Raw genomic sequence first — 25,985 nt, 5'->3', positions numbered from 1 at the left:
CTAGAGATTGCCGTATACGCTGGCAACCGGATCGCAGTGGTTACAGCCAAAGACATGGTTTATGTCTTGCAGACAGGTTTATTCCAGCGGGAGTGTTATGGGTATCCGGATCAAGTCCGAAGTGTATCAGCAGTGGATAGAGTCAGGCTCCGCCAGGCGTTTGTTGTCCCTTGAGGCTGGTTGGTTAAGAGAGGCTCTGGCCGATTTTCATGGCCATCATTTATTGTACGCCGGGATCGATAATACCCCCCGGTTCTTGAAGCGAACACGATTACGCCATTGTTTTCGTATGGCGCCGGGCTGGGCCAGGGATTCGGGCTGCGATGCGCGGATGCAAGACGATGCCTGGCCATTGGCAGATGAATCGGTTGATGTGGTGGTTTTGCAGCATGGTCTGGATTTGTCGGCCCGGCCACATCAGATGATGCGCGAGGCAGCCAGAGTGCTGGTGCCAAGCGGTTATGTGGTGGTGGTGGGGTTTTCGCCAATGAGTGTGTTTGGTCTGCTGCGACGAGGGTTTACCCTGTCGTCCCGTTTGCCCTGGGTCGTGAACTGCGTCAGTGCGCCGCGGTTGAGTGACTGGCTAACGTTGCTGGACTTCCGGGTGGAGTCGGTTACACCGGTGGCGCATCTGTGGCCATTGCGGTTGCTGTCTGAAGGGGCCAGTCGTCGTTTCGACCGGGTGCTGGCCGGTCATTCCTGGGTGCCTGCCAACGCCTATATCATGGTGGCGCGCAAGACCGTCGCCGGTGTTACGCCGATTCAACCACGGCGCTGGTTGATGAATCCTGGGTTTGGCATGGCTGTACCGGCGGCCAGGGTGGCAGGTGATACACTGCCGACAGTTAATAATCAGCTACCAACAGATTAATTTGGAATACATATATGAAAGTTGAAATCTTCACGGACGGCGCTTGCAAGGGTAATCCGGGAGCCGGCGGTTGGGGAGCGTTGCTGCGTTTTGGTGACAAAGAAAAAGAACTGTGTGGTGGCGAGCGAAATACCACCAACAATCGTATGGAGTTAATGGCCGCGATTCGGGGTCTTGAAGCGTTAACCCGGCCATGTGATGTGGTGCTGACCACGGATTCACAATATGTGAAACAAGGCATCAATCAATGGATGGCGGGCTGGAAAAAAAATGGCTGGAAGACGGCCGCCCGGCAGCCGGTTAAAAACAAGGATTTGTGGCAAGCACTGGATCAGGCCTGCCAGCAGCATCAGGTCGAATGGCAGTGGGTCAAGGGCCATGCCGGCCATGAAGGGAATGAAAAAGCCGATCAGTTAGCCAATCGTGGTGTTGAGCAGGTGATGTTATGAGACAAGTGGTACTGGATACAGAAACCACCGGTATCGGTGAAGGACACCGGATTCTGGAAATTGGTTGCGTGGAGGTGATCGAACGGAAATTGACCGGTCGTCATTATCATCGCTACATCAACCCACAACGGGAAATCGACCCGGAAGCGCAAGCCGTCCATGGCATCAGTATGGAATGGCTGGTTGAACAGGGTTGCCCGGTATTTGCTGATATCGTGGATGAATTCCGGGAGTTTATTGCCGGTGCGGAACTGGTGATTCACAACTCGGCGTTTGATATTGGCATGATGGATTACGAATTCCGCTTGTTGGGCGTGTCACCGACACTGGATTTCTGTACCACACTGGACACTCTCAAGCTGGCCCGGGAGATGTTTCCAGGAGCCCGGGCGTCACTGGATGCACTGTGCAAGCGATTTGATATCGATAACAGTCACCGGGACCTGCACGGGGCTTTGCTGGATGCGGAGATTCTGGCCGACGTTTATCTGATGATGACCGGTGGTCAGACAGATCTGATGTTATCGGTAGAGGATGACAATCGGTCTGGTGAAGGGGATGGACTGGATCTGGAAATGTTACAGGCTCTGGCAGCCAAAGCGGAGTTGCCTGTTATCCTGGCGACAGCCGATGAAGTGTCCGCGCACGAACGCATGCTGGATATGATCGATAAAAAAAGCGAGGGAGCACTCTGGCGGCAGTGATGGTTGCTCAAGGCCTGGCTGCCCGTCCAGGCGATAAAAACGACCAATCCAATAACCAACTGAAGCTATTGCAAGTCGTAATTGTCGCTGGGCAGGTAGACGGCCTGTCAGCTAGAGCCAGTAGGTGACCGCAATAAAACCGATGCCGGTCATCACGATGGTATAAGGAAGCGCCATCAAGACCATCTTGCCGTAAGACAACCGGATCAGCGGTGCCAGATTGGATGTCAGCAAGAACAGAAATGCAGCCTGGCCGTTAGGCGTTGCCACGCTGGGCAGGTTGGTTCCGGTATTGATCGCTGTTGCCAGCAGGTTGAAGTGATCACGGTCGATATGACCGGCATCCAGTGCCTCCTTGACCTCGGTGATATAGACAGTGGCAACAAAGACATTATCGCTGATCATCGACAGCACACCGTTGGCGAGAAAGAAAATGCCAGGCTGGGCGGATGGCGACACATTGTTGGTGTCGAGAATCCAGCTAATGATCGGGGTAAACAAATGCTGGCTGTGAATGACAGCCACGATACTGAAAAATACCACCAGCAACGCGGTAAATGGCAGTGCTTCTTCAAATGCCTTGCCGATTTGATGTTCTTCGATAATACCGTTAAAGGTGGTCAGCAGAATAATGACCATCAAGCCAATAAGACCTACTTCAGCCAGGTGAAACGCCAGGCCAAACACCAGTAATATGGCAACAATGCCTTGTATCACCAGTCGTGCGGTTTGTTTGGACGTCATGCGAGAGGATTGTTTGTTGTCGTAATCCTGAAGGATACGGCGTACATCATCAGGCAGCTGGGTGCCGTAACCGAATATGGCGGTTTTTTCGAGCAGGAAGCAGGTTAACAGTCCTGCGGCCAGTACCGGCATGGTCACTGGGGCCATGGTGGTGAAAAAATCAAAAAACTCCCAGCCAGCGACCTTGGCAATCAACAGGTTTTGCGGCTCACCAACCAGGGTGCAAACACCCCCCAGGGCGGTGCCGACGGCGCCATGCATCAATAAACTACGCAGAAATGCGCGGAAGGTATCAAGGTCCTGGCGATGCTGGTCTTTTAATTGTGCGTCCGAACCGTGGTCGTGGTTCTGAGACAAATTGCCGCTGGCGACCCGGTGATACACACTATAAAAGCCGACAGCCACACTGATCAGTACCGCGGTAACAGTCAGGGCATCCAGAAATGCCGACAGAATGGCCGCTACAATACAAAACAGTAAAGACAGGGTTGTTTTTGATTTTACACCTAGCAGAATCTTGGTGAAGGCATACAGCAGCAGGTCCTTCATGAAGTAGATCCCTGCGACCATAAACATCAGTAACAGAATGACGGGGAAGTTATGGAGCGCTTCTTCGTAAACCGTGTCAGCCGGTGCCATATTGAGCAAGATAGCTTCTATGGCCAGTAATCCACCGGGTTGAAGGGGGTAACACTTCAATGCCATGGCCAGTGTGAAGATAAACTCCACAATCAGGATCCAGCCGGTTATATAGGTACCCAGCGTATAAACGCTGATGATATTGAATACCAGAAAGGCAACAATGGTTTGCTTGTACCACTGGGGTGCGTTGCCCAAGAAGTTATGCCTGAATGCAGCGAGTAAGTTGACGGTCATGCGTTATTCCTTGGTTGCCTCCCTTTTGGGAGACGGGCAATGTAATGGGTTTTCAATTATTTGCAACTTGTGTCCAATACTTGGTTGGTTATCCGTGTACTATCTGCGGTAGATCGTGCTAATGCAGATAAAAAGCCTTGTATATGGTTTTATTTGGCAAGTGCATCGCCATTTGACTTCCGCGTCGCAAAACTTTCGCGATTGGTAGATGAAGTCGATAGAATGGCAATAACAAATGTTCACAAAATACGACAAACACTCATGGCAGAACTAATGATCGGAAGTGAAGAGTCAACGTTTGCAGTATCGTTGAACCTGGTAAAAGCCGAGGTGGCCAACGCACTGGATCAAGCCGCTGCACAGTTGGATATGTATTCAGAAACGGGCAGCCCGGAGCAGTTTCGCGCCTTTTTGGCCGAGGTTCAGCAAGTACGGGGCACATTCAAGATGCTCGATTTCCGTGCTGGCGAGCGTATTTGTGAGGAGTTTGCAGAAACTGGCCGGTCTGCTCGGGGTGAGCGGCTGGCGGATCAGACATTAACGGTGTTTACCCAGGCCATTGTATTCCTGAAACGGTTTGTCGATTTGCTGGGTGCCGGTTATCCATTGTCCCCCAGCTTGCTGATCCCCTCTATTAACCAGATCCGTAAAGAACGTAACGATGCGCCCCTGCCGGAAGCCTATTTCTTTCTGGTGAACCTGCGGCCTCGTGTGACGATCCCCAAGGTTGAGTCCGGCATGATGCGCTTCCCGTATCGGCGAGCGCGCCAGATGTACCAGCTGGGCTTGCTGGGCCTGATGCGTCGGCAAGGCCGGAAGGGGCCTGTGATGGTGATGTCCCGTGCCATCAGCCGTTTTGAAAAGGCGAGCCGGGGTGGTGCTTCCTGGTTGTTCTGGCATACGGTGATGGGTGCCCTGGACGCGCTGGCGCAGGAAAACTTCGAAATGACGCCGTCGCGGCTGACTCTGATGGGGCAGCTGGACAAGCAAGTGCGACATGTTCAGGACACCGAAGGCAAGGCATTTGCGGAGAAGCAGCCAGACTGGTTGCTGAAGGAATTTGTTCATATCATATCGCTGGCACAGCCGGATTCCGACCTGATTCGTACTCTGCAGGAAGAGTTCCAGATTGGCCGTGGTGTAAAAGAAGCCCAGCTGGTGGAATTCCGTAACCAGTTACGAGGCCCGGATACCGCCGCCATGGAATCACTGGCGACCGCGTTGCAGGAAGAGCTGCAAATGATCAAGGACCAGGTCGACCTGATTGAGCGTATCGACATCAGTGCTGAAGACTTCGAGGACTTGCTGGCGTCGTTGGCGCGTATCGGTGACACCCTGATGATTACCAATCAGGCGTTACCGGCAAGTCGTACCCTGGCGCTGGTTGAGCAGTTGCGGGCAGGTGGAACCCATGCCCTGAAAGATAATGTCGCCAGTGTGGCGGACAGTATCATACGTTTGGAGCAGGACTTGCGCGCGATATCGCACAGTGGCCTGGACACCAAAACCCTGGTCGATCCAATCAGCCTGAGAGAAGCCCGTATTGCTGTGGTCTCAGAATCCATGACAGCCCTGGCGATGATCAAACGGGCAATTGGCAGTTATTTGGAATCAGACGGCGACCACCTGCATATCAAAAATGTCGGTAAAAGCTTGCTCGACGTGGCCGGTGCGCTGTTGTTTCTCGATAAACGCCCGGCTCATGATGTGCTGCTGGCGCTGAATAACTTTATTACGTATCAGGTGTTGGCTGCCCGTGAACCGATAGAAGAACATAAAATGGAAGCATTTGCTGACGCTATTACGGCTATTGAGTATTTTCTCGATACCCTTAATGGCCAGACTGCCGGTGCTGATGAAGCGATTCGACTGGCACAAGAGAGTCTTGTGCATCTGCAGAGCTGACCATGATGCTGCATGATGCGCTGCTGGGATTGCTCGGCTCGATTATTGTCCTGATTCTGGTTGTGGTTGCCGTGATGTGGCTTGGGCAATCCTGGTTTATCCAATGGCTAAAGGGCACGGCCGGGATGCTGATGCTGTTTGGCGGGTTTCTGCTGGTGTATATCGCCCTGGACTTGTGGAGCTACAAACAAGCGCAGCCGGATGTACCGGAGTTGACGGTCAGTGTCTATGAAACCGGCGACCAGGTATTTGATATCAGCCTGGTGGATGAAACCGATATTGAAAAACGCTATATCCTGAATGGTGACCAGTGGCAGCTGGATGTTCGGCTGCTGACCTGGGACGGCCCGTTTCAGGCATTGAGTGCCGCACCGGTTTATCGCCTGGATCGGTTGTCGGGGCGTTTTTTATCGCTGGAGCAGGAGCGTACAGCAGAACGTACACTGTTTGAGTTATCGAGTTCAGGCATGATTGACTCGTGGAATCTGGTCAAGGATATCGGCTTCTGGCTGCAGGCGGAGATGGGAAGTGCGGTATTTATGCCATTGGTTAATGGTGCGGTGTATGCCGTTTATATTACCCCCGCTGGGGTGGTCGCTCGACCGGTTAATGATGTGGCCGAAAAAGCATTGGGTGGCGACTGGTGATTACGCCCGTTAGCCGGGCAGAAGATAAAGCATAAAAAAACGGGCACCTTGCCCGTTTTTTTATGCTTGTCGTTCAGGCTGGAAACAGTTCGCCAATCTTTGTGGCCAACATCATATCGCCTTCTACTCGTAATTGGCCCGACATAAAGGCTTGCATGCCGTCTGTTTCACCGCTGGCAATACCGGCCAGTGTTTCAGTGTTCATAACCAGAGTGACGTCTGCATCATCATTTTCGCCTTCGCCAACGGTGCAGGTGCCATCTGCGATAGCGATATAGTAGTCATCACCATCTTCGATACTGAATTGGAACGTGGCGTTCAGGTCGTTGGCTGCATCTGAATCAAAGCGCTTGTTCAGTGTATTGATAATCTCTGCGACGGAAGTCATGGGCTTGTTCCTTTATTGTTAGTGTCATGCACTGACTTTAGATGATCTGGATTGGCGTATCTAAAACGAATGGCAGGAGGTATTTAACCATAGCCACACTCTATGTGGCACATGAACAGGTGTCAACCTGGATTCAAACGACTGTATGAATATGGTGGATTATTCCTGACTGGCAACTTGTTGCGCCACCGGGTTCAGGTAGACTAGCGGTTTTACATTTAAGGAAGTGTGAGTGGAATTTGTTGCTGAGTATGGATTGTTTTTACTGAAAACAGTCACCATCGCTGGCGCTATTATCTTGTTGCTTGGGGCTGTAGCCAGCATGGGGATGCGCCACAAACCACGTTCTGAAGGTGAGTTGGTGATCAAACGCCTGAATGATGATATCGATGAATATAAAGAAGTGATCGAAGAGGCGGTGTTGGGCAAGCATGAGCTGAAAGCCCTGCACAAACAGCGCGACAAGGAAGAAAAGGCCGAGGAGAAAGCAGAGCGCAAACGGCTCAAAAGCGGAGTGGAAGAAGAACCTGCCCAAAAAAGAGTGTACGTTATTGATTTTAATGGTGATGTACGGGCCAGTGAGGTGGACTTGTTACGTCATGAAATCACCGCCATCCTGACCTCTGCACGGGCCGAAGACGAAATTGTACTGCGGCTCGAAAGTCCGGGGGGCATGGTGCACACCTATGGTCTGGCAGCATCGCAGTTGGAGCGTATTCGTAATCAAGGGGTCAAGCTGACAATCTGCGTGGATGAAGTAGCCGCGAGTGGTGGTTATATGATGGCCTGCCTGGCTGATCGCATTATTGCCGCCCCTTTTGCGCTGGTGGGTTCTATTGGGGTCATGGCGCAACTGCCCAACTTCAACAAACTGCTGACAAAACACGATGTTGACTATGAGTTGTTTACGGCAGGAGAGTACAAGCGCACTGTCACCATGTTTGGGCAAAACACTGATAAGGCCCGGGATAAGTTCCAATCGGATCTTGAGGAGACGCATGTGCTGTTCAAGCAGCATATCCAGCGTTATCGCCCCAAGCTGGATGTCGCTGCCGTGGCGAATGGCGATGTCTGGTATGGGCAGCAAGCGGTTGAGCTGGACCTGATCGATGAGCTGGGCACCAGTGATGACTATATAACCAAGGCCTGTGCTGATGCTGACGTATTCAGTGTTCGTTATGAGTACAAAAAGACCTTGCAGGAAAAAATCGGTTTTGCCGTTCAGGGTGGCATCAGTAAAGCAGTAACAACCGTACTGAATCGGGTGCAGCAGCAGTCTGTCAGTAAAAGCTGAAAATGATCAGGCTGCCCTGGTTGTTTTTGCGGTAGCCCGATATCACCGGCAGGGCCAGTTTTCTGGCCCGGCCTGTTACTGTCCTCTCTCGGTTATTGGTCTCTCGGCCGGATTTTGTTGCCTGACCCCTTTTCAGCTTCTTGCCTAATCTCGTCTTAACTTGTCACTGACCGCAATTGGGTTGGGGTAGTTAAATACCACGATGTAACTGGATATCACGAAAGTGATAATGGCGGTTGCCTGTATCAGCAATGAACCACGCTCCGACAGCAGGGAGCTTTCAACGGCAACAAAAGCGACCAGTAACGAAAATTCACTGATTTGCCCCAACCGAAAGCCGACATCCCAGGCCAGACTGGTGCGCTCGCTAAAGCCCCGCAGCAATACCCGGAATGTAATGGGTTTGAGTGCCAGGACGACGACCGCCAAGGTGATCGCACTGACCGCGACCGACGGTAGCATCGTCAGGTCAAGCCCCGCGCCCAGGGCAAAGAAAAACATAACCAGAAAAAAGTCTCGCAAGGGTTTGAGACTAATGGCGATAAACTGGGCAATGGGGCTGGTGGCCAGAGTAATACCCGCAATAAAGGCACCGATTTCATAGGTCAGGCTCGCCAGCTGTGCTGCTTCAGCCAGTGACAGACACCAGCCGATGGCAAGAATAAACAGGTATTCACGGTAGCGGTCAAAGCGGGTGATCAGAGGCAGCAAGACAAACCTGACTGCCAGGTAGGCAACACCAATCAGCAGGGGCAGGGCAATAAACGGCTGCCAGACGGGCATCTCGCTGTCGCCTTTCATTACGCCCAGAAAGATCAGTGTAAAAATGGCCAGCATGTCTTGCAGCAGTAACAGACCGATCATCAGGTTGCCCATATGTTTATGGTGCAACACCGTGGTAGGCAAGAGTTTCAGGCCAATAATGGTACTGGAGAACATCAGCGCCAGGCCAATAATAATGCTGTCCATCTGGCTGAAACCAAAGAGCCAGGTAATGGAGAAACCGGCAAGGAAAAACACCAGCGAGCTGGCCAGGCCAATGGTCGATGCCTGTTTTATTACGGCGATCAGTGAACTGGGCTGCATATCGAGGCCGAGCAGGAATAGCAGGAAAATAATGCCGATGTGCGACATGTTTTCCAGTTGCTCCGGGTGATCAATCCAGCCAACCCCAAAAGGGCCGATCAGAGTGCCGAGGGCAATATAGGCAATCAAGACAGGCTGGCGGGTATAAAGGGCAAAGGTAGCCAGTATCGAAGCGCCCGCAAAAATCAAAAAAGTCGAAAAAACAATGTCTTGCTGCATGCCTTGCTCCTTTGTTGCCGGTTTCAGATTACGATAGCGCCGCCGAGCCTGCCAGTCTGTTATGGCGCAGATTGTTGCCTATAGCGATTTATTGCGTTGAGGTCCACAAGGGCAGAGCGGTATTTTCTGGCCGGGAGGTTCTGGCCGGGAGAAACGCAACAGGCTCCCGAAGGAGCCTGTTGCTGGTGCGTCGGTACTGGCCACAAGGGTCAGCACACAGAACGATGGTTACGCAATGCTAGCGTGAAACCCGGGCGAACAATGGCCGCTGGTCATCCATCGCCGCCTGGTATGGCTGGCTGAAAGATGAAAAGGCTGCCAGTGCATGCGCTTCATTCTGGTCGTCACGCAGGGCGTAGGAGCTGAAGCCAACCCGTTTCATAAAAAACAGCTGGTCAATCAAGACATCACCCACAGCGCGTAAATCACCGGCGTAGTGGTACTGGTCACGCAGCAGACGTGCGGTGGAATAACCACGACCATCGCTGAACTTGGGGAAGTCCACGGCAATTACAGCAAAATTGCGACACTGTTCGGCCACCATCTCAGCCAGCTGGTCGCTGTTCAGATACAGCCCCAGCTTGCCCCGTGATGCCAGGGGTTGTAATTCTGCTTGTTGATGTGTCCAGCGGTCCAGCGAAATCAGACTGTATTCCGTGGCGATGGCATCGTCGTCGATACGGGTCCAGACATCGTCGGCAACAAAGGCCCCGTCTTTAATCAGCTTTGCCATATACCGCCTCCTTGAAAGTGTTATGACCAATACGTTGGTAGGTTTCGAGAAAGGATTCGCCCACATGGCGAGAGGCCACGTACAGATCGAGTACCTTGGCGACCACACCGGTCAGCTGTTCGCGGGAGAACGATGGCCCCAGAATCTTGCCCAGAGAGGCCGTACCACGTTCGCCGGAGTTGCCGCCGAGTGACACCTGATAAAATTCCTGACCTTTTTTATCAACCCCCAGGATGCCAATGTTACCGACATGGTGGTGACCGCAGGCGTTCATGCAACCGGAGATATTCAGGTCGATTTCACCCAGATCATGCAGGTAATCCAGATCGTCGAAGCGGACTTGCAAATCGTCGGCAATCGGGATCGACTTGGCGTTCGCCAGGGCGCAGAAGTCGCCTCCCGGGCAGCAAATCATGTCGGTCAGCAAGCCCAGGGTGGGTGTTGCCAAACCCAATGCTTTGGCCTGTTGCCACAGGGTAAACAGCTGGCGCTGTTCAACGTTGGCCAATACCAGGTTCTGCTGGTGGGTCGACCGTAATTCACCAAAGCTGAATTCATCGGCCAGGGTGGCAATCTGCTCCATCTGCTCGGCGGTAACATCGCCGGGTGGCGTGCCTTTCTGCTTCAGGGTCAGGGTGACTACTGCGTAACCAGACTGTTTGTGTGCCCGGACGTTACGGCCAAGCCAGCGAACAAAGGCCGGGTTTTCCGCTTTGGCAGTTTCCAGTTCGGCCGGGTTGTTATCCAGTGTGGCGTAAGCGGGGTCAACAAAGTGTTTTTTGACTCGCTCCAGCTCTGCGCTGGTCAGCCTGGCGGCAGAATCCTTGATACGGTTCCATTCCGCCTCGACCAGTTCACCCAGACGCTGAACGCCCAATGCCTTGGTCAGAATCTTGATGCGGGCCTTGTACTTGTTGTCACGACGGCCAAACTGGTTATAGACCCGAATCACGGCTTCGAGATAAGTGAGCAGGTCTTGCTCTGGCAAAAATTCCCGAATGGTTTCACCAATGATCGGTGTGCGGCCGAGGCCACCACCGACCAGAATACGGTAGCCCAGTTCGCCGGCGTCGTTACGGATAATATGAACGCCAATATCGTGAACCTTGGTGGCTGCCCGGTCTTCACCGGGAACCGAGTTGACCGCAATCTTGAATTTACGGGGCAGGAAAGCAAATTCCGGGTGGAAGGTTGACCACTGACGGATGATTTCACAATACGGACGAGGATCTACCAGTTCTTCTGCAACCACACCAGCGTATTCGTCCGTGGTGGTGTTACGAATACAGTTACCACTGGTTTGTACCGCGTGCATTTGCACTTTTGCCAAATCAGCCAGAATCTGAGGGCAGTCTTCCAGCTTGGGCCAGTTGAACTGCAGGTTCTGGCGAGTACTGAAGTGGGCATAGCCTTTATCGTAGTCGCGGGCGACCTTGGCCAGAGCGCGCATTTGCTCAGCAGTAAAGGCGCCATAAGGAATCGCGACCCGTAACATGGGGGCGTAGCGTTGCACGTAGATGCCATTCTGCAGGCGCAGTGGCAAGAACTCATCTTCAGCGATTTCCCCGGCCAGATAGCGTTCCGTCTGGCTTTTGAATTGGGCAACGCGCTCGTTCAGGATCTGCTGATCGTACTCGTCGTATTGGTACATAATCTCTCGGTTGCTTCTTCATCGGCTCATGGCCAATGGTGGTTTTTTAGTTGGGCGAACATTACCAAAGCCGCTTTATTCTTAAAACGACTATTTATCTATATCGTAATTACTTTTGTGCCTTAGATCGTTCGATAAAACCGAACAGGTTGTTTTTCAAGGCGTTGTGGCGGGATTGTCCTTTGTGACAGGTAAATCGGCTATGTCACTGAATACCGCATTGACGCCCATGGCTAACAATGAATCCGCCTGTGTCGGGTTGTTGACTGTATAGGCACGCAGGTTAAAGCCGGCATTGGCCAGTGTCCGAATCACTTCCGGGTCGGCCAGATCGGCACAAAAATGCAACCCTTCGCAGCCCAGCCTGGTCAGGCGTAACACGGCATCTGCCGGAATGGCTTCCGTCAGCAAGGCGCGTGGCACCTCGGGGAGGGCGGAGCGGGCGTACTGCAGCGATAACGGGTTAAACGAGCTGAGTAAAATCGGCACCATGCCGGTTTCAGCCAGTGTTGCCTGATATGCCATGACCAACGCCTGAACAGTTTCAGCCTCACGGCCAACCACTGCCTTGATTTCCAGATTAAGGCCGATGCTGTGCTGGCAGGCCCAGTGCAGCAAGGCCTGCAGGGTGGGGATTCGTTCGTGGCAGAAGTGATCGGCAAACCAGCTGCCAGCATCCAGCTGCTGTAATTCGATCAGGGTATGGCGCAAGAGCCAGCCATGGCCATTGGTGCAGCGGTCGAGCCGTTCGTCGTGGAAAATAACGGCCTGGCCGTCAGCACTCAGGGCAACGTCCACTTCTATCCAGTTGGCACCAGCCTGCTGGGCGAGCCGGAAGGCGGCCAGGGTATTTTCCGGTGCCAGACGACTGGCGCCGCGATGGGCAATCACTGTGCTGGTGCGCATGGTCTGGCCTCCGGTGGCTAAACAGATAAATGAACCCATTGGCGTCGTTGCCAGATCAGGCTATAGATCAGCGACAGACCGGTACGTTGGACGCCCTGCAGGATCCAGACTCCCACCAGACCAAACCCCAGTACCGGGCCAACAAAATAGGCCAGCGGCAAGAAGACACACCATTGCATGGTCAGATTGATCTTCATGATCTGGCGACTGGCACCAGCCCCCAGCAGTGCCTGGGTCAGCACCATGGCGGTGACTTCGAGGGCTATAAAGATACCGGTGATCTGCAGGGGGAGAATACCGGCCTGAATCAGTTTCGTCTCGGTGGTGAATATACCCAGAATCCATTCCGGGAACAGGCACAACGGCAAGCCCAGTAGCGCAAGAGTCAGGGTCGCGACCCTGACGACATCCCAGCCCCAGCGGTGAGCATCCTGGGGGTGGCCTGCTCCGAGCGCATGGCTGACCAGGCTGGTGGCGGCAATACCCATACCGACTGCGGGCAGAATCAGGATCAGTTGCAGGCTGATCAGGATATGACCAATGGCCTGCTCCCGGGTGCCAATCTGGCCGATAATCCAGAACAGAATGCTGATACCGAGGGCAAACAGTGTTTGTTGGGCGGAATTGGGCCAGGCCAGTCGGATCAGCTGCAGCAGGGTTGCCCGGGTAGGGAATTTGATTTGGCCCAGACGCTGGCGTTTATGGGTGAATGTCAGCCAGGACAGCAGGGCACTGCCAAACACCAGTGCCATGGCGGTACCAATACCAGAGCCAACAGCGCCCAGTCCTTGCCAGTCACCGATACCGAATACCAGCAGATAGCTGAGTGAGATATTAACCACATGCATCAGTAGCAGGACTTGTAGATAAAAGCGGGTTTCGCCAATACCACTCCAGAATCCACGGTAGACGAAATTCATCGCGACGGCGATCAGGGCAGCGGTGCGCCATTGGAAATACGGTGTGGCAATGGCAGCGACGTCACTGTTGTTGGTCAGGGACGGAATCAACGATGGCGCAAGAAAAATAAACAGCAGGGATAACGGCACCGCCAGCAAGATGGCAGAAAGCAAACCAGCCATCAGCGGCTCGTGCAGGGTGGCGGTTTTGCCCGCGCCGATACGGCGGGCTACCAGTGCCTGTACGGCCGCGGCCAGCCCCATGACAATGGAAACCATCATAAAGGAGGCGTAGCCACCAATACCAATAGCCGCCAGGGCGGCATCACCGAGGCGGCCTACCATGGCGGCATCAATCAGATTGATCAGGCTTTGTGACAGCATGGCACCGATGATTGGCAGGCCAATACCAAAAATCCGGGTCAGGCGCTGCGGTTCAATCCGCAGCAGTTTGCCAAGCCAGTGCTCAACTGACATGGCTCAGCGGTCGTAGTTGAGGTTGGGTGCCAGCCAGCGCTCCATGGTGTCAACAGTCATCCCCTTGCGGTCAGCGATGTCTTCCACCTGATCCTTGGCGATTTTTCCCAGGCCAAAATATTTGGCGTCCGGGTGTCCAAAATACCAGCCGCTGACTGAAGCCGCCGGACTCATGGCAAAGCTTTCGGTGAGGAATACATCGGTATTGGCCTCGGCGTCCAGCAGTTTGAACAAGGTGGCTTTTTCGGTGTGATCCGGACAGGCCGGGTAGCCAGGGGCTGGTCGAATCCCCTGATACTTTTCCTTGATCAGTTGTTCGTTATCCAGTTGTTCGTCCGCTGCGTAGCCCCAGATATCCTTGCGCACGATTTGGTGCATATGCTCGGCAAAGGCTTCGGCCAGACGGTCGGCCAGTGCCTTGATCATGATGCTGTTGTAATCGTCATGGTTGGCATTGTAATTCTGCGCCAGCTGCTCGGCTTCAATCCCGGCGGTGACAACAAACGCTCCCATGTAATCCTGTTTGCCATGGGTGAGCTGATCTTCTGGTGTGACAAAATCCGCCAGCGAGTAATTGGGCTGGTCGTTGGGTTTGTCGGTCTGCTGGCGCAGGTGATGCAGAATGGCCAGTTCTTCGGATGGGTTGTCCGGGTTGAAGATCACGGTGTCGTCGTTGCCCCGTTTGGCCGCAGGCCAGAGGCCAATTACAGCACGGGCGCGGAACAGCTTTTCATCGACAATGCGTTTCAGCATCGCCTGGGCGTCCTTGAACAGATTGGTGGCCGCTTCGCCGACAACGTCATCGGTGAGAATGCGGGGGTATTTTCCAGCCAGTTCCCAGGACATGAAAAACGGCGTCCAGTCGATGTAATCCACCAGTTGAGCGACATCAAAATGGTCAAACACCTGGATACCCAGTTTTTTGGGTGTCGTGGGCTGATAGTTGGCCCAGTCGCAGGTAAAACCATTGGCAACGGCTTTGGGGTACGGCAGCAAGGCCTTGGCTTTGCGGTTGGCATTACGTTCACGGACGTGGATGTATTCGTCGCGAGTGGCTTCAATAAAGGCGGGTTTGGCCGCAGGTGTCACCAGTTTTTGAGCGACCCCGACGGCACGGGAGGCATCGGCGACGTAAATGGCAATGTCGTTTTTGAACTGAGGTTCAATCTTGACCGCCGTGTGCGCCTTGGAGGTAGTGGCGCCGCCAATCATCAGTGGGATGTGGTAATCGAGTCGTTGCATTTCACGGGCAACGTGAACCATTTCATCCAGTGAGGGGGTAATCAGACCGGACAGGCCAATGATATCGACGTTTTCTTCTTTGGCGGTTTTGAGAATTTTTTCCGCCGGCACCATCACGCCGAGGTCAATCACCTCAAAGTTGTTGCACTGCAATACCACGCCAACGATGTTTTTACCGATATCGTGGACATCCCCCTTGACCGTGGCCATCAGGATTTTTCCCTGGGTTTCGGACTTGCCGTCTTTTTCTTCTTCGATATAAGGCAACAGATAGGCTACGGCCTGTTTCATTACCCGGGCGCTTTTGACTACCTGGGGCAGGAACATTTTACCGGAACCAAACAGGTCGCCGACGACGTTCATGCCGTCCATCAATGGCCCTTCGATCACTTCAATCGGCCGGGCAAATTGCTGGCGGGCCGCTTCGGTATCTTCCTCGACATAGGTATTGATGCCCTTGACGAGGGCGTGGGTCAGCCGCTCGGTAATCGGCAGGGTGCGCCATTCTTCGGTTTCTTTTTCGGCCACTGAACCATCGCCACGATAATTTTCGGCGACGGCTAACAGGCGGTCGGTGGCATCATCACGGCGATTGAGAATCACGTCTTCTACCAGGTCTTTCAGTTCTGCTGGCAGGTCATCGTAGACCGCCAGCTGGCCGGCGTTGACAATCCCCATGCTAAGGCCGTTTTTGATGGCGTAGTAGAGGAAGACCGAGTGAATGGCTTCCCGCACCGGGTTGTTGCCCCGGAACGAGAACGATACGTTGGAGACCCCGCCGGATATTTTGGCGTGAGGCAGGTTGTCGGTAATGAATTTGCAGCTGTTGATAAAATCAACGGCGTAGTTGTTGTGCTCTTCGATACCGGTGGCGACGGCAAAGATGTTCGGGTCGAAAATAATATCAGACGGATCAAAGCCGACTTCATCGACCAGAATACGGTAGGATTTTTCACAGATTTCGTTCTTTCGGGCTTCGGTGTCGGCCTGGCCCTGTTCATCAAATGCCATGACCACTACGGCGGCACCGTAACGCAAGCAACGTCTGGCCTTGTCGACAAACTCCTGCTTGCCTTCCTTGAGCGAGATGGAGTTCACCACTGCTTTGCCCTGGATACATTTCAGGCCAGCTTCGATGATATCCCACTTGGACGAGTCGACCATGATGGGGACGCGGGCAATATCCGGCTCGGCGGCAATCAGATTCAGGAAGCGTACCATCGCGGCCTTGGAATCCAGCATGCCTTCATCCATGTTGATATCGATGACCTGGGCGCCGTTCTCGACCTGCTCACGGGCGACGGTCAGGGCCTGATCGTAGTTTTCATCCACAATCAGGCGCTTGAAGACTGCCGAGCCGGTGACGTTGGCACGTTCGCCAACGTTGACGAACAGGCTGGTCTCATCAAAGTTGAATGGTTCCAGACCCGCCAGTCGGCAGGCCGGTTTGATCTCCGGGATAACCCGGGGGGTATGTTTGGCCACCGCGTCGGCGATGGCACGGATGTGCTCCGGGGTAGAACCACAGCAACCACCGAGAATATTCAGAAAACCGCTGGAGGCAAATTCTTCAACGATGGCGGCCATTTCTGCGGGAGTCTGGTCGTATTCGCCAAATTCGTTGGGCAGGCCAGCATTGGGGTGGGCTGAAACAAAGCAGTTGGCCTTGTTGCTTAATTCCTCGATATGGGGACGCAGCTCTTCGGCACCGAGGGCACAGTTCAGGCCGATGGTTAATGGCCGGGCATGGGTAAGCGAGTTGTAAAAGGCTTCTGCTGTTTGTCCGGACAGGGTACGGCCCGAGGCATCAGTGATGGTGCCGGAAATCATGATGGGCAGTGCTTCGTCGCGGGCTTCAAAAACGCCTTGTACGGCAAAAACAGCGGCCTTGGCGTTGAGGGTGTCAAAAATGGTTTCAATCAGAATCAGGTCGGCGCCGCCATCCATCAGGGCTGCAGTGGCTTCGGTGTACTCTTCGACCAGCTGGTCGAAGGTGATAGCCCGGTAGCCGGGGTCGTTGACATCCGGAGAGATGGAGCAGGTCTTGCTGGTGGGGCCGAGTACGCCCGCGACATAACGGGGAATACCTGTCTCTGCCTCGACTTCGTCGCAGACACGGCGGGCAATGGCCGCTGCTTCGCGGTTTAACTCCGGCACCAGGTCTTCGAGCTGGTAGTCGGCCTGGGAGACCCGGGTACTGTTGAAGGTGTTGGTTTCGAGTATGTCGGCCCCAGCTTCCAGGTACTGGCGATGAATGCCAGCAATAATCTCGGGTTGGGTCAGCACCAGCAGGTCGTTGTTGCCCTTGATTTCCTGGTTCAGGTCAGCAAAACGCTCACCGCGATAATCCTTTTCTTCCAGTTGATGCGACTGAATCAGGGTCCCCATGCCACCATCCAGAATATGGATGCGTTGGGTGAGATTCTCTTTCAACTGCTGAATACGGCGTTGGCGGCTGGCGTTGGGCATGGTGCTTGGACTCACTCGAATGAACTGCGGATCGACAAAAAAAGGGCCGGGATTATATCAGAGGTGCACCAGCTTGTCTTATCCAACTATATTAGTGGGGTATTTCGCTGGCTGGCGGGTTTCGCTACAATGGCGATCAGTTTTGAGGATGTGTTTATGACCGAATACGTAAAGATTACACCGGATGCCGAAGCTTACCTGGCTGAGTTGTTGAGTAAACAACCAACACCAGATATGTCTGTGCGGGTATTTATCACCCAGCCGGGCACCCGTTACGCTGAAACCTGTCTGGCTTACTGTCGCCCGGAAGAGGTGAATGAAAACGATAAGCTGCAACAGATGGAGCTGCTCCGGGTTTACGTTGAGGCGATGAGTGTGCCGTATCTGGAAGAGTCCATTATCGACTTTGCCAAGGATCGTATGGGGGGACAGCTGACGATCAAGGCTCCCAATGCCAAAATGCCCAAAGTCACTGAGGACAGCCCGGTGGAAGAGCGTATCAATTATTTGCTCTATACCGAGATCAACCCGGGCCTGGCATCCCATGGTGGTGAGGTCAGTCTGGTGGAACTCACTGATGACGGGCTGGCGATTCTCAAGTTTGGTGGTGGTTGCCAGGGTTGCAGCGCCGTGGATATGACATTAAAAGACGGTGTTGAAGCCAGTCTGATCGCCAAGATTCCTGAGGTTCAGGGTGTGCGCGATGTAACGGATCACAGCGTGACGGATAAGGCGTACTTTAAATAGCAAATAGCAGTACTACGTGGCGTCGCAGCAGGCATTCTGTTCTGCTGTTCTCGATAAGATTGACCCGTTGGCGGGCAGAATTGTGCTGCTGCGCTACCGGGTTAATTCCTCTTTTTTCTTTAACCTTTGCGGATGCCCCGATGAATATCAGGGTATGGCGCAAGGCATCTTGTCGGTATTGTCAAAAATCCTGGTGAAAAAATCAGCGGTTTGCTGTCACTTTTGGGTGGATATTTATTGGTTGTATCAAATAATACGGTTGAATGTCTTTTATATAACCAAATAATAGGCAATAGGACTGAAAAACGCCTCTAATAGCGCTTATACCACTCATTGGCCGGTGATATGTCGACAGTTTCTTCTGTGCCAATCCGTATAGTTCGATATTCACCGGTCATAGCAGCTGAGAGGGATTGCATGGCGATTCGCTTGGCGTTAGTGTTCGCATCCATATTGCCTGCCCCTGATGTCAGAGGAAAGACAGGCTGGTCCGCTATACTGGTATTAAGCCCGGTCGCTGGACTGGCTGTCGAGGCGTGACCTCTTGTTCGAAATGCTTTCTGGTGTTAGGAGATGCGAATGGCCGCGAATGTGCTGGTCATTGATGACGACCCCTCGGTGCTCGAGAGTATTGCCACATTTTTGGTGGAATACGACTATCAGGTGGTAGCGGCACCGTCCGCAGTGGCTGCCTGGAAAGAACTCGATCGTCATCATATAGATATTGTGGTCTGTGACTTGCGAATGCCCGACACTAGCGGTATTGAATGGCTGGAGCAGCTGAAACAGCGCTGGCCGTCATTACCTGTGATTGTTGTGTCCGGAGGCGGGGTTATGGACGATGTTGTCCAGGCCTTGCGTATGGGGGCGGATGATTTTCTGGTCAAGCCGATTCTTGATCTGGAAATGCTGCACCACGCCATCAAGCGGGCGCTGGAGCGGGTTGAACTGGAAACAGAAAATACCGCTTATCGGGAATATCTGGAAAAGACCAATGCCGAGTTAAGGCACGGTCTGGAAGAGTTGCGTACCGACCAGATGGCAGGGCGGCAAATCCAGATGCGCATGCTGCCCGATTCGCTGAACTATAACGGCTTGTGCTGCGATCACCGGATTTTCCCGTCGCTGATGTTAAGTGGTGATTTTCTCGACTATTTTGAGCTGGGCGAGCATCGGCTGGTGTTCTATATCGCCGATGTTTCCGGCCATGGCTCTTCGTCGGCGTTTGTCACCGTGTTGCTGAAAAACCTTACCTATCGTTTGCGGCGCAATTATCGCCGGGGCTCCAGTGATGATTTGTTGCATCCATCGCAGGTGCTCAGTCGCATGAATGACGAAATGCTGGCTACCGGGCTGGACAAGCATCTGACCATTTTTTACGGCATCCTGGATACTCGGGAGTCGGTGCTGGAATACAGCGTCGGTGGCCATTTGCCCATGCCCGCATTGCTGGATGCTTCCGGGTGTCGTTATCTTGAAGGCCAGGGGATGCCGGTTGGCCTGTTTCGCGAGGCAGAGTACACCACTCGCCACCTGGAACTGCCGTCTGCTTTCCGGTTGTTACTGTTTTCCGATGGCGTGCTGGAAATTATTACGGAAGCCAATCTGGCAGCGAAAGAAAAGGCTCTGCTCGGTATGGTTGAGGATCAGAACGGTGACCTGGACGGGCTGACATCCGTACTGGGTCTGGGGAAAGAACTGGAAGTTCCGGATGATATTGCAATGGTCTCTATTGGTCGAGGTAAGCTATGACATCGGGTCAAATTCAGGTTGCCCAGCACCATGGGGTTCAGATTGTACGTTTGATCGGGGATGTTCGACTTAATCTTTGTACTGCATTTGACCGATATATCCGTCAGGTGCTCTCCGATGGTATGTTTGCCAACGTGCTGGTGGATTTATCCTCGGCAGAGGGGGTCGACAGTACAACACTGGGTCAGCTGGCGAAAATAGCGATTGTGAGTCGGGACCGGTTCAAAATCACCCCGACAGTATTTTCTCCTGACCCCAGCATTACACGCATATTGATGAGCATGGGTTTTGACCATGTGTTCCATATTCTGGAAGAGCCGTTTGCCAATGAGGCAGAGTTTCGCGACTGGGTCGATGATACTGTTGATGAAGAAGCGGCTCGGGTACAGATTATTTCTGCGCACAAGGCGCTGATGGACCTGAACGACAGTAATCGCGATACCTTTAGCCAGTTGGTTGAAACCCTGGAATGTCATCAAACCCAATAAACACCCGTCAGGAGATTTTTTGTGGGCATCCGCACAGCAGCCATCATTGGTGGCGGCAGTTTTGGCACCGTCACAGCCAATATTCTTGCAGATAATAATATTCAGGCTATTCAGTGGCTTCGTAACCCGGAAATAGCCGAAAGCATCAATCAGTTACACGTCAATGAGCAGTATTTGCCCGGCATTGCCTTGAATTCATCACTACGGGCAACCACCACCATCGAGGAAGCGGTAGTAGGGGCTGATGTTATTTTTGTCTCTGTCCCCAGCAAGTCGGTTCGAGAGGTTATTTCCGGCTTTGCGCACCTGATCAAACCTGAGCAGGGATTGGTCAGCACCACCAAGGGAATTGAACCCGATGGCTTTTTGTTAATGAGCCAGGTGATTCGTGATGTCTTTCCTGATAACCCGGTCGGGGTGCTGAGTGGCCCCAATCTCGCCAAGGAAATTGCCCGCAAAGAGCTGGCCGGTACCGTGATTGCCAGTGAAAACAGTGATCTTCGTCGTGATATCCAAGAGGCATTAAGCTGCAATTATTTTCGCGTTTATGCATCCAATGATGTGTATGGGGTCGAGCTGGGCGGGGCGTTAAAAAATATTTACGCTATCGTGTCGGGTTTTGTCGCAGCCTTGGGGATGGGGGAAAATACCAAAAGCATGATCATTACCCGCTCCCTGGCGGAAATGAGCCGTTTTGCCGACGCCATGGGGGCCAATCCACTGACTTTTCTCGGCCTGGCCGGTGTGGGTGATCTGGTTGTTACTTGCATGTCGCCACTCAGTCGCAACTTTCGGGTTGGTTATGCCATTGGGCAGGGGAAAACCCTCGATCAGGCGACAGAAGAGCTGGGGGAAGTAGCCGAAGGTGTTAATACCTTGCGCTATGTCAGGGCTAAAGCGGAGGATTCAGGTATCTATATGCCACTGGTGATGGGTGCTTATGAATGTTTGTTTAATGGCGCCGATCCCGGAATGGTCGCTCGAGAGTTGATGACCGGTGAGCATGCGTCCGATGTAGAATTTGCCTTACCCAGGCACGAAATATAACAGGAGTTAGCTACATGTCAGACGTCAACTTTAAAACCAATGTCACCTCAGATGCTTTTTGGCTTCGAACAATTTATACCGTTATCTTTATTTTTGTAATCAGAATGCTTGATCTGGTGTTGCTGTTGTCAACATTGGTGCAATGGGTGTCACGCCTGCTGACAGGCCGCCCTCAAAAAGAATTGGGCAAATTCTGCCAGTCGCTGGGAATTTACTACCAGCAGGTTGTGTATTACCTGACCGGCTGCAATGACGACAAACCTTTTCCTTTCCGGGAGTGGCCTGTCGTTATTGTACCCGAAGACGAGCCAGATGCCGTCGTCGAACCGGCCAGTTCTGATGCCAGCAATAAAGAGACGCCTTGACCAGAAAGGCTGATGTTTTGTGAAAATCTGTATAGTTCGCCATGGTTCTGCAGTGATCGGCAGTATGGATGACCAGCACAGGGAATTGACTGAAAAAGGTCGGTTCCAGGCTCAGGCTGCCGGAGAGTGGATGGCAGAACAGGAATGGAATGACCCGGTATTATGGGTCAGCCCCTATTATCGAACACAACAAACCGCCTCACTGATTGCTGAATCCCTGCCGCTGGATACGGAAGAGCACGCTTTTTTGGTGCCTTCCTCCGACGTCAATACGGTTGTTGATGAGTTGCTATCACAAGAACGGGATATCATTCTGGTATCTCATTTGCCACTGGTTGGACGCCTTGCGGCTTATCTGGTGGAAGGGCAGGTCTTTGATCAGCCCTGGTCTCCGGCAGAGTGCTGGTTACTGTCTGGTGACGTGGCTGGCCCCGGCTGTTTGTCCGTTGAATCAGTCTGGTATCCGGTACTTTCCGGCCTCTGAGTCGTGGCACGGGCTGTACTCGTCTGAGTCTGTTGTCATAATGCCCACTCGCAACAGGTGAGTGGTGCTCAAGTTTGAAACCGATACAGTTTGATTATCCTGGTGGTCATATTGATGGCCTGGAATGGGGTGAGCCGGGTGGGTTAACGGTTATCGCTGTACATGGCTGGCTGGACAATGCGCTCAGTTTTGCTGCTTTGGCGAATCAGCTGCCGGAGATCCATCTGATTGCTCTGGATTTGCCTGGCCATGGCCTGTCTTCCTGGTCGCCGTCTGGCTATCCAATCTGGACACCAGCAGAAGCAATTCTCTGGGTTGCTGATCAACTCCCCCAATCCGTTCATTGGCTCGGTCATTCCATGGGGGCGGCTGCGCTGACGCTGGCTGCGGGCGCCTTTCCGGAGCGTTTCGCCAGTATCGTTTTGCTGGATGCTATTGGTCCGTTGGTCCAGTCTCCTGATCAGGCAGTCAGTACCTTTCGCCGTTATGCCAGTACCTCTGTACGTTCTCTCTTTTCAGGTTATTCAACTCCGGAACAAGCGATTGCTGCCCGGTTAAAAGCGACGCCGGCGGTCACTCCCACAGCGATAGCCCCTGTTATTTTGCGTAATCTTGAGCAGCGTGATCAGCGTTGGTGGTGGCGTACTGACCCGGCTTTACGGCGTCCTTCTGCTTTTCGTTTGACGGAACCCATGGTCGAGGATTTCTTGCGGGCCATGTCTGTGCCAGCACTGGCAGTTCGGGCTGGTAACGGCATGATCCCGGAGGCCATGTTCTGTGCGCGGTTCGAGTGTTTGCCAATGGCTGAGCGCCTGGATCTGGATGGCCATCATCATTTACATCTGGAATCCGCCGGGGCGGTAATTCTGGCCCGATATCTAAATGCTTTCTGGGAGCGTACCAAGTGAAATATATTCAACAGGTCGGCTGGTTTTTTGTGCTTGTGTCGGCGTTGTTATTGGCATTGTCGTTGTCGTGGTTCGGGCAGGCGGCGGCCCATTATGGTTTTGATTATTGGTATGAGTTTTATGATATTGATAACCATATTGAACGATATGGCCCGCAAAACCGCTATATCCGTGGCCTGGACAGTCTGGATAAAGCAGAACATGTACGTCTGTTTAATGCCATCAGTGAGGCGGTACATGACCATGGCGAGGGGCTGCAAGCCATCACCTTTGCTTATCGTGGCAAGACCCGGGTGTTATTGAGAAAGCCTGAGGTGGTTCACCTGCAGGATGTTGCCAATCTGATTGATGTCTTGCGCCTGGCTAGCGGGGTGTTTGCTCTGGTGGCAATTGGTGGCACCTGGTGGTTGCGGCGGCAGCGCCCACGCTGGGGAGTACAAGGTGCTTTGCTGGGTGGGTTATTGGGGTTGACGCTGGTGTCGGTGCTCCTGATTGGTCCCAAACAGGTGTTTTACCATTTGCACAAAATGATTTTCCCACCGGATCATGCCTGGTTTTTCTATTATCAGGATTCACTGATGGCGACGTTAATGAAGGCACCCGATTTGTTTGGCGGTATTGCCGTCACAATTACCGCCGGGGGCTTGCTGCTGTTCGGTTTTTATCTGGTGCTGCTGATTCGTTGGCAGCAACACCAGACAGGGGGCAAGGGCTGATCAGAACGGTGCTGGCGAGAGAATATCCATATGCTCATCCGTAGTCGGATGGCGGAAGGATAATTCTCTGGCATGCAGATGCATGGTAGGTGTTTTTTGTTCTGAATAGTCTGCGCTGTAGAACGGATCACCAATGATAGGGTGGCCAGTCTGCTGCATATGCAGGCGTAACTGATGTGATCGCCCTGTTTTGGGGTACATTTCCACCCGAGTCATCCGCTGGCCTGCGGCATCGGTGTCGACCTCCAGCTTGCGCCAGCGGGTCAGGGCATATCGACCGTCGGTATGGCTGATTTTCTGCAGTGGGCGGTTGGGCCAGTCAACAATGATCGGCAGATTAATACAGCCGCTATTACCTTTGGGCTCTCCTGTTACCAGGGCTTCGTATACCTTGCGGGTTGTCTGCTTTTCAAACTGTTGCTGAATGCAGGTCAGTGCCGGTTTGTTACGGGCGTAAACAATAATGCCGGAGGTGTCGCGATCCAGTCGATGCACAATGTGTAATTCACCCAGCAGGTCTTGCAGTCGACCAAAGGCAGAGTCTTTATCGTATAGCCCGGGAACACTGAGCAATCCACCGGGTTTGTTGAGAATGACAATTTCGCTGTCTTGGTAAAGGATTCGTTGTTTAATCATGATAGGGGTATTGGTGATTTTCCAGTATCTGCTGATAACTGCCGTCTTGTTTCATCTGTTGCAGCATCTGATTGAAGCCTTGCACAAGAACGGGAGCGTTGCTGAGTTGACGGTTAATGGCCAGATGAATGCTGGTTTTGGCGACATCACCAGGAGCCAGTACCAGGTGTTCGGCAATGGTGGGGCTATTGCTCAGTTCGGAGGTGGCAACCCATTCATCCACCAGCGCCAGGTCGAGGTTGTTATTGGCCACATCACGAAATAATTGCGAGCAGTAATCCCGGCCCTCGACCTGGAAATAACTATCGAGATTGTTCAGCCATGGGCCGTAGTTGATTTCTGAATAGACCCCCAGCTTGAGATCTGTGGCCTTGAGCTGGGCTTGGTCGACATACTGAAAATCACTGTCTTTGGGTTTGACGAAGCGTAACCGGCCGTGCAGATAAGCCTCTGACAATAACCACTGGTCGTCGTGCTGGCCTTCCCAGGTGGATAAGACGCCTTGGATCTCACCGCTTTTGATGGATTCCATAACACGCATCCAGGGCATGAATTCAACATTGACAAGATACCCGAGGTTGCTCAGGGCGGTAGTGACCAAGTCCGTCGCGATTCCATCCGCTGGCAGTTGTTTGCCGGCGTAGGGTGCCCAACTGTCGGAGCCCAGTTTGATGACCGGACGATTGTCTGGGTACTCTCTGCTCAGTTTAACCATGGCCTGACTGAATCCATGCTTCTGAATCATCGCCTGGACCTGGTCGCGGAAGCTTTTGACCAGGCTCATGCCGGCAATAATGACATCATCAACTCGCCATTGGCCGCTGTGATAAAGACGGTAGTCGACCGCCAGTGGCGGTTGTCCGGCCAGTTCGATCTGGCTGGCAACCAGCGCCTGATTGTTGCCTCGGTAACGCGTGTCGAGAAAATGGACAGGCTGGCCGTCATATGCCCGGAAGGCGCCGGCGTAGGTGGTCAGTAATTTACGCTGGAAGGCTTCCAGAAACAGGATCTGTTGATCGCTCGAAGCTCGTCGCCAGTATTTGCCAAGAACCTTTTTGCCCATTTGCCGGGTATCGATCAAGGGCATGATATTGGTCGATAACAACCGGTTCAGATAGCCAGGGTGATTGTTTATCCAGGTTTTGTCGGCCATCAGATGTTCGGTGACAAGGCCAACGGCAGATTTGACCATGCTCTCCGGGGTGTTGTCCGTATCAGCAGTTGCCCTGGTGGTGAAAAAAGAAAGGGATATCAGCAAGATAAGCGGAGTCAGATAGCAACG

24 protein-coding genes are annotated in these 25,985 nt (G+C 53.1%); 14 read left to right on the top strand and 10 right to left on the bottom strand.

Translation table 11 applies throughout. The features are described from left to right. Positions 1-97: 97 nt before the first annotated feature. The 3 genes from Q8W32_RS01255 to dnaQ are packed head-to-tail and all read left to right on the top strand — an operon-like array spanning position 98 to position 2,024. On the top strand, positions 98-871 hold the full coding sequence (locus Q8W32_RS01255; protein WP_303431554.1) for a class I SAM-dependent methyltransferase: 774 nt from the start codon (positions 98-100) through the stop codon (positions 869-871). A 14-nt stretch (positions 872-885) separates the two neighbouring features. Next, the gene (gene rnhA, locus Q8W32_RS01250; RefSeq protein WP_303431556.1) at positions 886-1,320 is read left to right on the top strand and encodes a ribonuclease HI; all 435 of its coding nucleotides are present in this window, start codon (positions 886-888) and stop codon (positions 1,318-1,320) included. Further along, positions 1,317-2,024, top strand: a complete 708-nt coding sequence (dnaQ, locus tag Q8W32_RS01245) for a DNA polymerase III subunit epsilon (protein WP_305413329.1) — start codon at positions 1,317-1,319, stop codon at positions 2,022-2,024. The genes rnhA and dnaQ overlap by 4 nt, the downstream gene beginning before the upstream one ends. Before the next feature lie 111 nt (positions 2,025-2,135). On the opposite strand, the gene nhaB is transcribed toward dnaQ, so the two are convergent. Continuing rightward, on the bottom strand, positions 2,136-3,644 hold the full coding sequence (gene nhaB / locus Q8W32_RS01240; protein ID WP_305413328.1) for a sodium/proton antiporter NhaB: 1,509 nt from the start codon (positions 3,642-3,644) through the stop codon (positions 2,136-2,138). Positions 3,645-3,917: 273 nt separating this feature from the next. Between nhaB and Q8W32_RS01235 the strand changes: the two genes are divergently transcribed. Together Q8W32_RS01235 and Q8W32_RS01230 are read left to right on the top strand one after the other, a co-directional pair. Continuing rightward, positions 3,918-5,549: a hypothetical protein gene (locus tag Q8W32_RS01235; protein WP_305413327.1), complete on the top strand. Its 1,632-nt coding sequence runs from the start codon at positions 3,918-3,920 to the stop codon at positions 5,547-5,549. A gap of 2 nt (positions 5,550-5,551) precedes the next feature. Then, entirely contained in the window at positions 5,552-6,196 is a 645-nt protein-coding gene (locus Q8W32_RS01230) for a hypothetical protein (RefSeq protein ID WP_303431560.1), read from the top strand. Between the two features lie 73 nt (positions 6,197-6,269). Here Q8W32_RS01230 and Q8W32_RS01225 read toward each other — a convergent pair whose 3' ends face one another. Then, positions 6,270-6,584 carry an SCP2 sterol-binding domain-containing protein gene (locus Q8W32_RS01225; protein ID WP_303431561.1) on the bottom strand — a complete coding sequence of 105 codons (315 nt, stop codon included), beginning with the start codon at positions 6,582-6,584 and terminating at the stop codon, positions 6,270-6,272. Between the two features lie 232 nt (positions 6,585-6,816). Between Q8W32_RS01225 and sohB the strand changes: the two genes are divergently transcribed. Further along, positions 6,817-7,878, top strand: coding sequence for a protease SohB (gene sohB, locus Q8W32_RS01220; RefSeq protein ID WP_305413325.1), 1,062 nt, complete (start codon positions 6,817-6,819; stop codon positions 7,876-7,878). Positions 7,879-8,022: 144 nt separating this feature from the next. Here sohB and Q8W32_RS01215 read toward each other — a convergent pair whose 3' ends face one another. From Q8W32_RS01215 to metH, 6 genes are all read right to left on the bottom strand, one after another. Further along, positions 8,023-9,183 carry a cation:proton antiporter gene (locus Q8W32_RS01215; protein WP_305413324.1) on the bottom strand — a complete coding sequence of 387 codons (1,161 nt, stop codon included), beginning with the start codon at positions 9,181-9,183 and terminating at the stop codon, positions 8,023-8,025. A gap of 238 nt (positions 9,184-9,421) precedes the next feature. Continuing rightward, entirely contained in the window at positions 9,422-9,916 is a 495-nt protein-coding gene (locus Q8W32_RS01210) for a DUF934 domain-containing protein (protein ID WP_305413323.1), read from the bottom strand. Continuing rightward, the gene (locus Q8W32_RS01205) at positions 9,900-11,567 is read right to left on the bottom strand and encodes a nitrite/sulfite reductase (protein WP_303431565.1); all 1,668 of its coding nucleotides are present in this window, start codon (positions 11,565-11,567) and stop codon (positions 9,900-9,902) included. Before Q8W32_RS01205 ends, Q8W32_RS01210 begins: the two co-directional genes overlap by 17 nt. Positions 11,568-11,723: 156 nt before the next feature. Then, positions 11,724-12,473 carry a glycerophosphodiester phosphodiesterase family protein gene (locus Q8W32_RS01200; RefSeq protein ID WP_305413322.1) on the bottom strand — a complete coding sequence of 250 codons (750 nt, stop codon included), beginning with the start codon at positions 12,471-12,473 and terminating at the stop codon, positions 11,724-11,726. Between the two features lie 17 nt (positions 12,474-12,490). Beyond that, a complete protein-coding gene (locus Q8W32_RS01195) occupies positions 12,491-13,849 on the bottom strand; it encodes an MATE family efflux transporter (RefSeq protein WP_305413321.1) in 1,359 nt (452 codons plus the stop codon). Between the two features lie 3 nt (positions 13,850-13,852). Continuing rightward, positions 13,853-17,560, bottom strand: coding sequence for a methionine synthase (gene metH / locus Q8W32_RS01190; protein WP_305413430.1), 3,708 nt, complete (start codon positions 17,558-17,560; stop codon positions 13,853-13,855). A 156-nt stretch (positions 17,561-17,716) separates the two neighbouring features. On the opposite strand from metH, the gene nfuA reads away from it, so the two are divergent. From nfuA to Q8W32_RS01150, 8 genes are all read left to right on the top strand, one after another. Then, positions 17,717-18,307, top strand: coding sequence for a Fe-S biogenesis protein NfuA (gene nfuA / locus Q8W32_RS01185; RefSeq protein ID WP_303431568.1), 591 nt, complete (start codon positions 17,717-17,719; stop codon positions 18,305-18,307). A 579-nt stretch (positions 18,308-18,886) separates the two neighbouring features. Continuing rightward, positions 18,887-20,059: a SpoIIE family protein phosphatase gene (locus Q8W32_RS01180; RefSeq protein ID WP_303431570.1), complete on the top strand. Its 1,173-nt coding sequence runs from the start codon at positions 18,887-18,889 to the stop codon at positions 20,057-20,059. Next, positions 20,056-20,547 carry an STAS domain-containing protein gene (locus Q8W32_RS01175; protein ID WP_303431571.1) on the top strand — a complete coding sequence of 164 codons (492 nt, stop codon included), beginning with the start codon at positions 20,056-20,058 and terminating at the stop codon, positions 20,545-20,547. The genes Q8W32_RS01180 and Q8W32_RS01175 overlap by 4 nt, the downstream gene beginning before the upstream one ends. A gap of 21 nt (positions 20,548-20,568) precedes the next feature. Continuing rightward, complete coding sequence (locus tag Q8W32_RS01170; protein ID WP_303431572.1) at positions 20,569-21,594, top strand: NAD(P)H-dependent glycerol-3-phosphate dehydrogenase; 1,026 nt, start codon at positions 20,569-20,571, stop codon at positions 21,592-21,594. Positions 21,595-21,608: 14 nt separating this feature from the next. Beyond that, on the top strand, positions 21,609-21,959 hold the full coding sequence (locus Q8W32_RS01165) for a DUF4389 domain-containing protein (protein ID WP_305413319.1): 351 nt from the start codon (positions 21,609-21,611) through the stop codon (positions 21,957-21,959). Between the two features lie 19 nt (positions 21,960-21,978). Further along, positions 21,979-22,443 carry a phosphohistidine phosphatase SixA gene (gene sixA / locus Q8W32_RS01160; RefSeq protein WP_303431575.1) on the top strand — a complete coding sequence of 155 codons (465 nt, stop codon included), beginning with the start codon at positions 21,979-21,981 and terminating at the stop codon, positions 22,441-22,443. A gap of 74 nt (positions 22,444-22,517) precedes the next feature. Continuing rightward, complete coding sequence (locus tag Q8W32_RS01155) at positions 22,518-23,351, top strand: alpha/beta fold hydrolase (protein WP_305413317.1); 834 nt, start codon at positions 22,518-22,520, stop codon at positions 23,349-23,351. After that, complete coding sequence (locus Q8W32_RS01150; protein WP_305413315.1) at positions 23,348-24,067, top strand: DUF1461 domain-containing protein; 720 nt, start codon at positions 23,348-23,350, stop codon at positions 24,065-24,067. Before Q8W32_RS01155 ends, Q8W32_RS01150 begins: the two co-directional genes overlap by 4 nt. On the opposite strand, the gene Q8W32_RS01145 is transcribed toward Q8W32_RS01150, so the two are convergent. Next, positions 24,068-24,703 carry an RluA family pseudouridine synthase gene (locus Q8W32_RS01145; protein WP_305413314.1) on the bottom strand — a complete coding sequence of 212 codons (636 nt, stop codon included), beginning with the start codon at positions 24,701-24,703 and terminating at the stop codon, positions 24,068-24,070. It abuts the gene before it with no gap. Further along, a complete protein-coding gene (locus tag Q8W32_RS01140) occupies positions 24,696-25,895 on the bottom strand; it encodes an ABC transporter substrate-binding protein (protein ID WP_305413312.1) in 1,200 nt (399 codons plus the stop codon). The genes Q8W32_RS01145 and Q8W32_RS01140 overlap by 8 nt, the downstream gene beginning before the upstream one ends. Between the last annotated feature and the right edge of the window lie 90 nt (positions 25,896-25,985).

Origin of the sequence: Oceanobacter sp. 3_MG-2023 (genome assembly GCF_030688925.1) — a bacterium.
GTDB lineage: Bacteria > Pseudomonadota > Gammaproteobacteria > Pseudomonadales > Oceanobacteraceae > Oceanobacter.
Note: the sequence above shows the minus strand (reverse complement) of the source record. Positions and strands in the feature narration are given on the sequence as shown.

Bases quoted from the DNA above. Each gene is read 5' to 3' on its own strand.
- Q8W32_RS01210 (WP_305413323.1), bottom strand. From the start codon at position 9,916: ATGGCAAAGCTGATTAAAGACGGGGCCTTTGTTGCCGACGATGTCTGG.
- Q8W32_RS01235 (WP_305413327.1), top strand. From the start codon at position 3,918: ATGATCGGAAGTGAAGAGTCAACGTTTGCAGTATCGTTGAACCTGGTA.
- Q8W32_RS01230 (WP_303431560.1), top strand. From the start codon at position 5,552: ATGATGCTGCATGATGCGCTGCTGGGATTGCTCGGCTCGATTATTGTC.
- nfuA (WP_303431568.1), top strand. From the start codon at position 17,717: ATGACCGAATACGTAAAGATTACACCGGATGCCGAAGCTTACCTGGCT.
- metH (WP_305413430.1), bottom strand. From the start codon at position 17,560: ATGCCCAACGCCAGCCGCCAACGCCGTATTCAGCAGTTGAAAGAGAAT.
- Q8W32_RS01145 (WP_305413314.1), bottom strand. From the start codon at position 24,703: ATGATTAAACAACGAATCCTTTACCAAGACAGCGAAATTGTCATTCTC.
- Q8W32_RS01165 (WP_305413319.1), top strand. From the start codon at position 21,609: ATGTCAGACGTCAACTTTAAAACCAATGTCACCTCAGATGCTTTTTGG.
- rnhA (WP_303431556.1), top strand. From the start codon at position 886: ATGAAAGTTGAAATCTTCACGGACGGCGCTTGCAAGGGTAATCCGGGA.
- Q8W32_RS01180 (WP_303431570.1), top strand. From the start codon at position 18,887: ATGGCCGCGAATGTGCTGGTCATTGATGACGACCCCTCGGTGCTCGAG.
- Q8W32_RS01140 (WP_305413312.1), bottom strand. From the start codon at position 25,895: ATGGTCAAATCTGCCGTTGGCCTTGTCACCGAACATCTGATGGCCGAC.
- Q8W32_RS01200 (WP_305413322.1), bottom strand. From the start codon at position 12,473: ATGCGCACCAGCACAGTGATTGCCCATCGCGGCGCCAGTCGTCTGGCA.
- dnaQ (WP_305413329.1), top strand. From the start codon at position 1,317: ATGAGACAAGTGGTACTGGATACAGAAACCACCGGTATCGGTGAAGGA.
- Q8W32_RS01225 (WP_303431561.1), bottom strand. From the start codon at position 6,584: ATGACTTCCGTCGCAGAGATTATCAATACACTGAACAAGCGCTTTGAT.
- Q8W32_RS01195 (WP_305413321.1), bottom strand. From the start codon at position 13,849: ATGTCAGTTGAGCACTGGCTTGGCAAACTGCTGCGGATTGAACCGCAG.
- nhaB (WP_305413328.1), bottom strand. From the start codon at position 3,644: ATGACCGTCAACTTACTCGCTGCATTCAGGCATAACTTCTTGGGCAAC.
- Q8W32_RS01255 (WP_303431554.1), top strand. From the start codon at position 98: ATGGGTATCCGGATCAAGTCCGAAGTGTATCAGCAGTGGATAGAGTCA.
- Q8W32_RS01175 (WP_303431571.1), top strand. From the start codon at position 20,056: ATGACATCGGGTCAAATTCAGGTTGCCCAGCACCATGGGGTTCAGATT.
- Q8W32_RS01205 (WP_303431565.1), bottom strand. From the start codon at position 11,567: ATGTACCAATACGACGAGTACGATCAGCAGATCCTGAACGAGCGCGTT.
- Q8W32_RS01215 (WP_305413324.1), bottom strand. From the start codon at position 9,183: ATGCAGCAAGACATTGTTTTTTCGACTTTTTTGATTTTTGCGGGCGCT.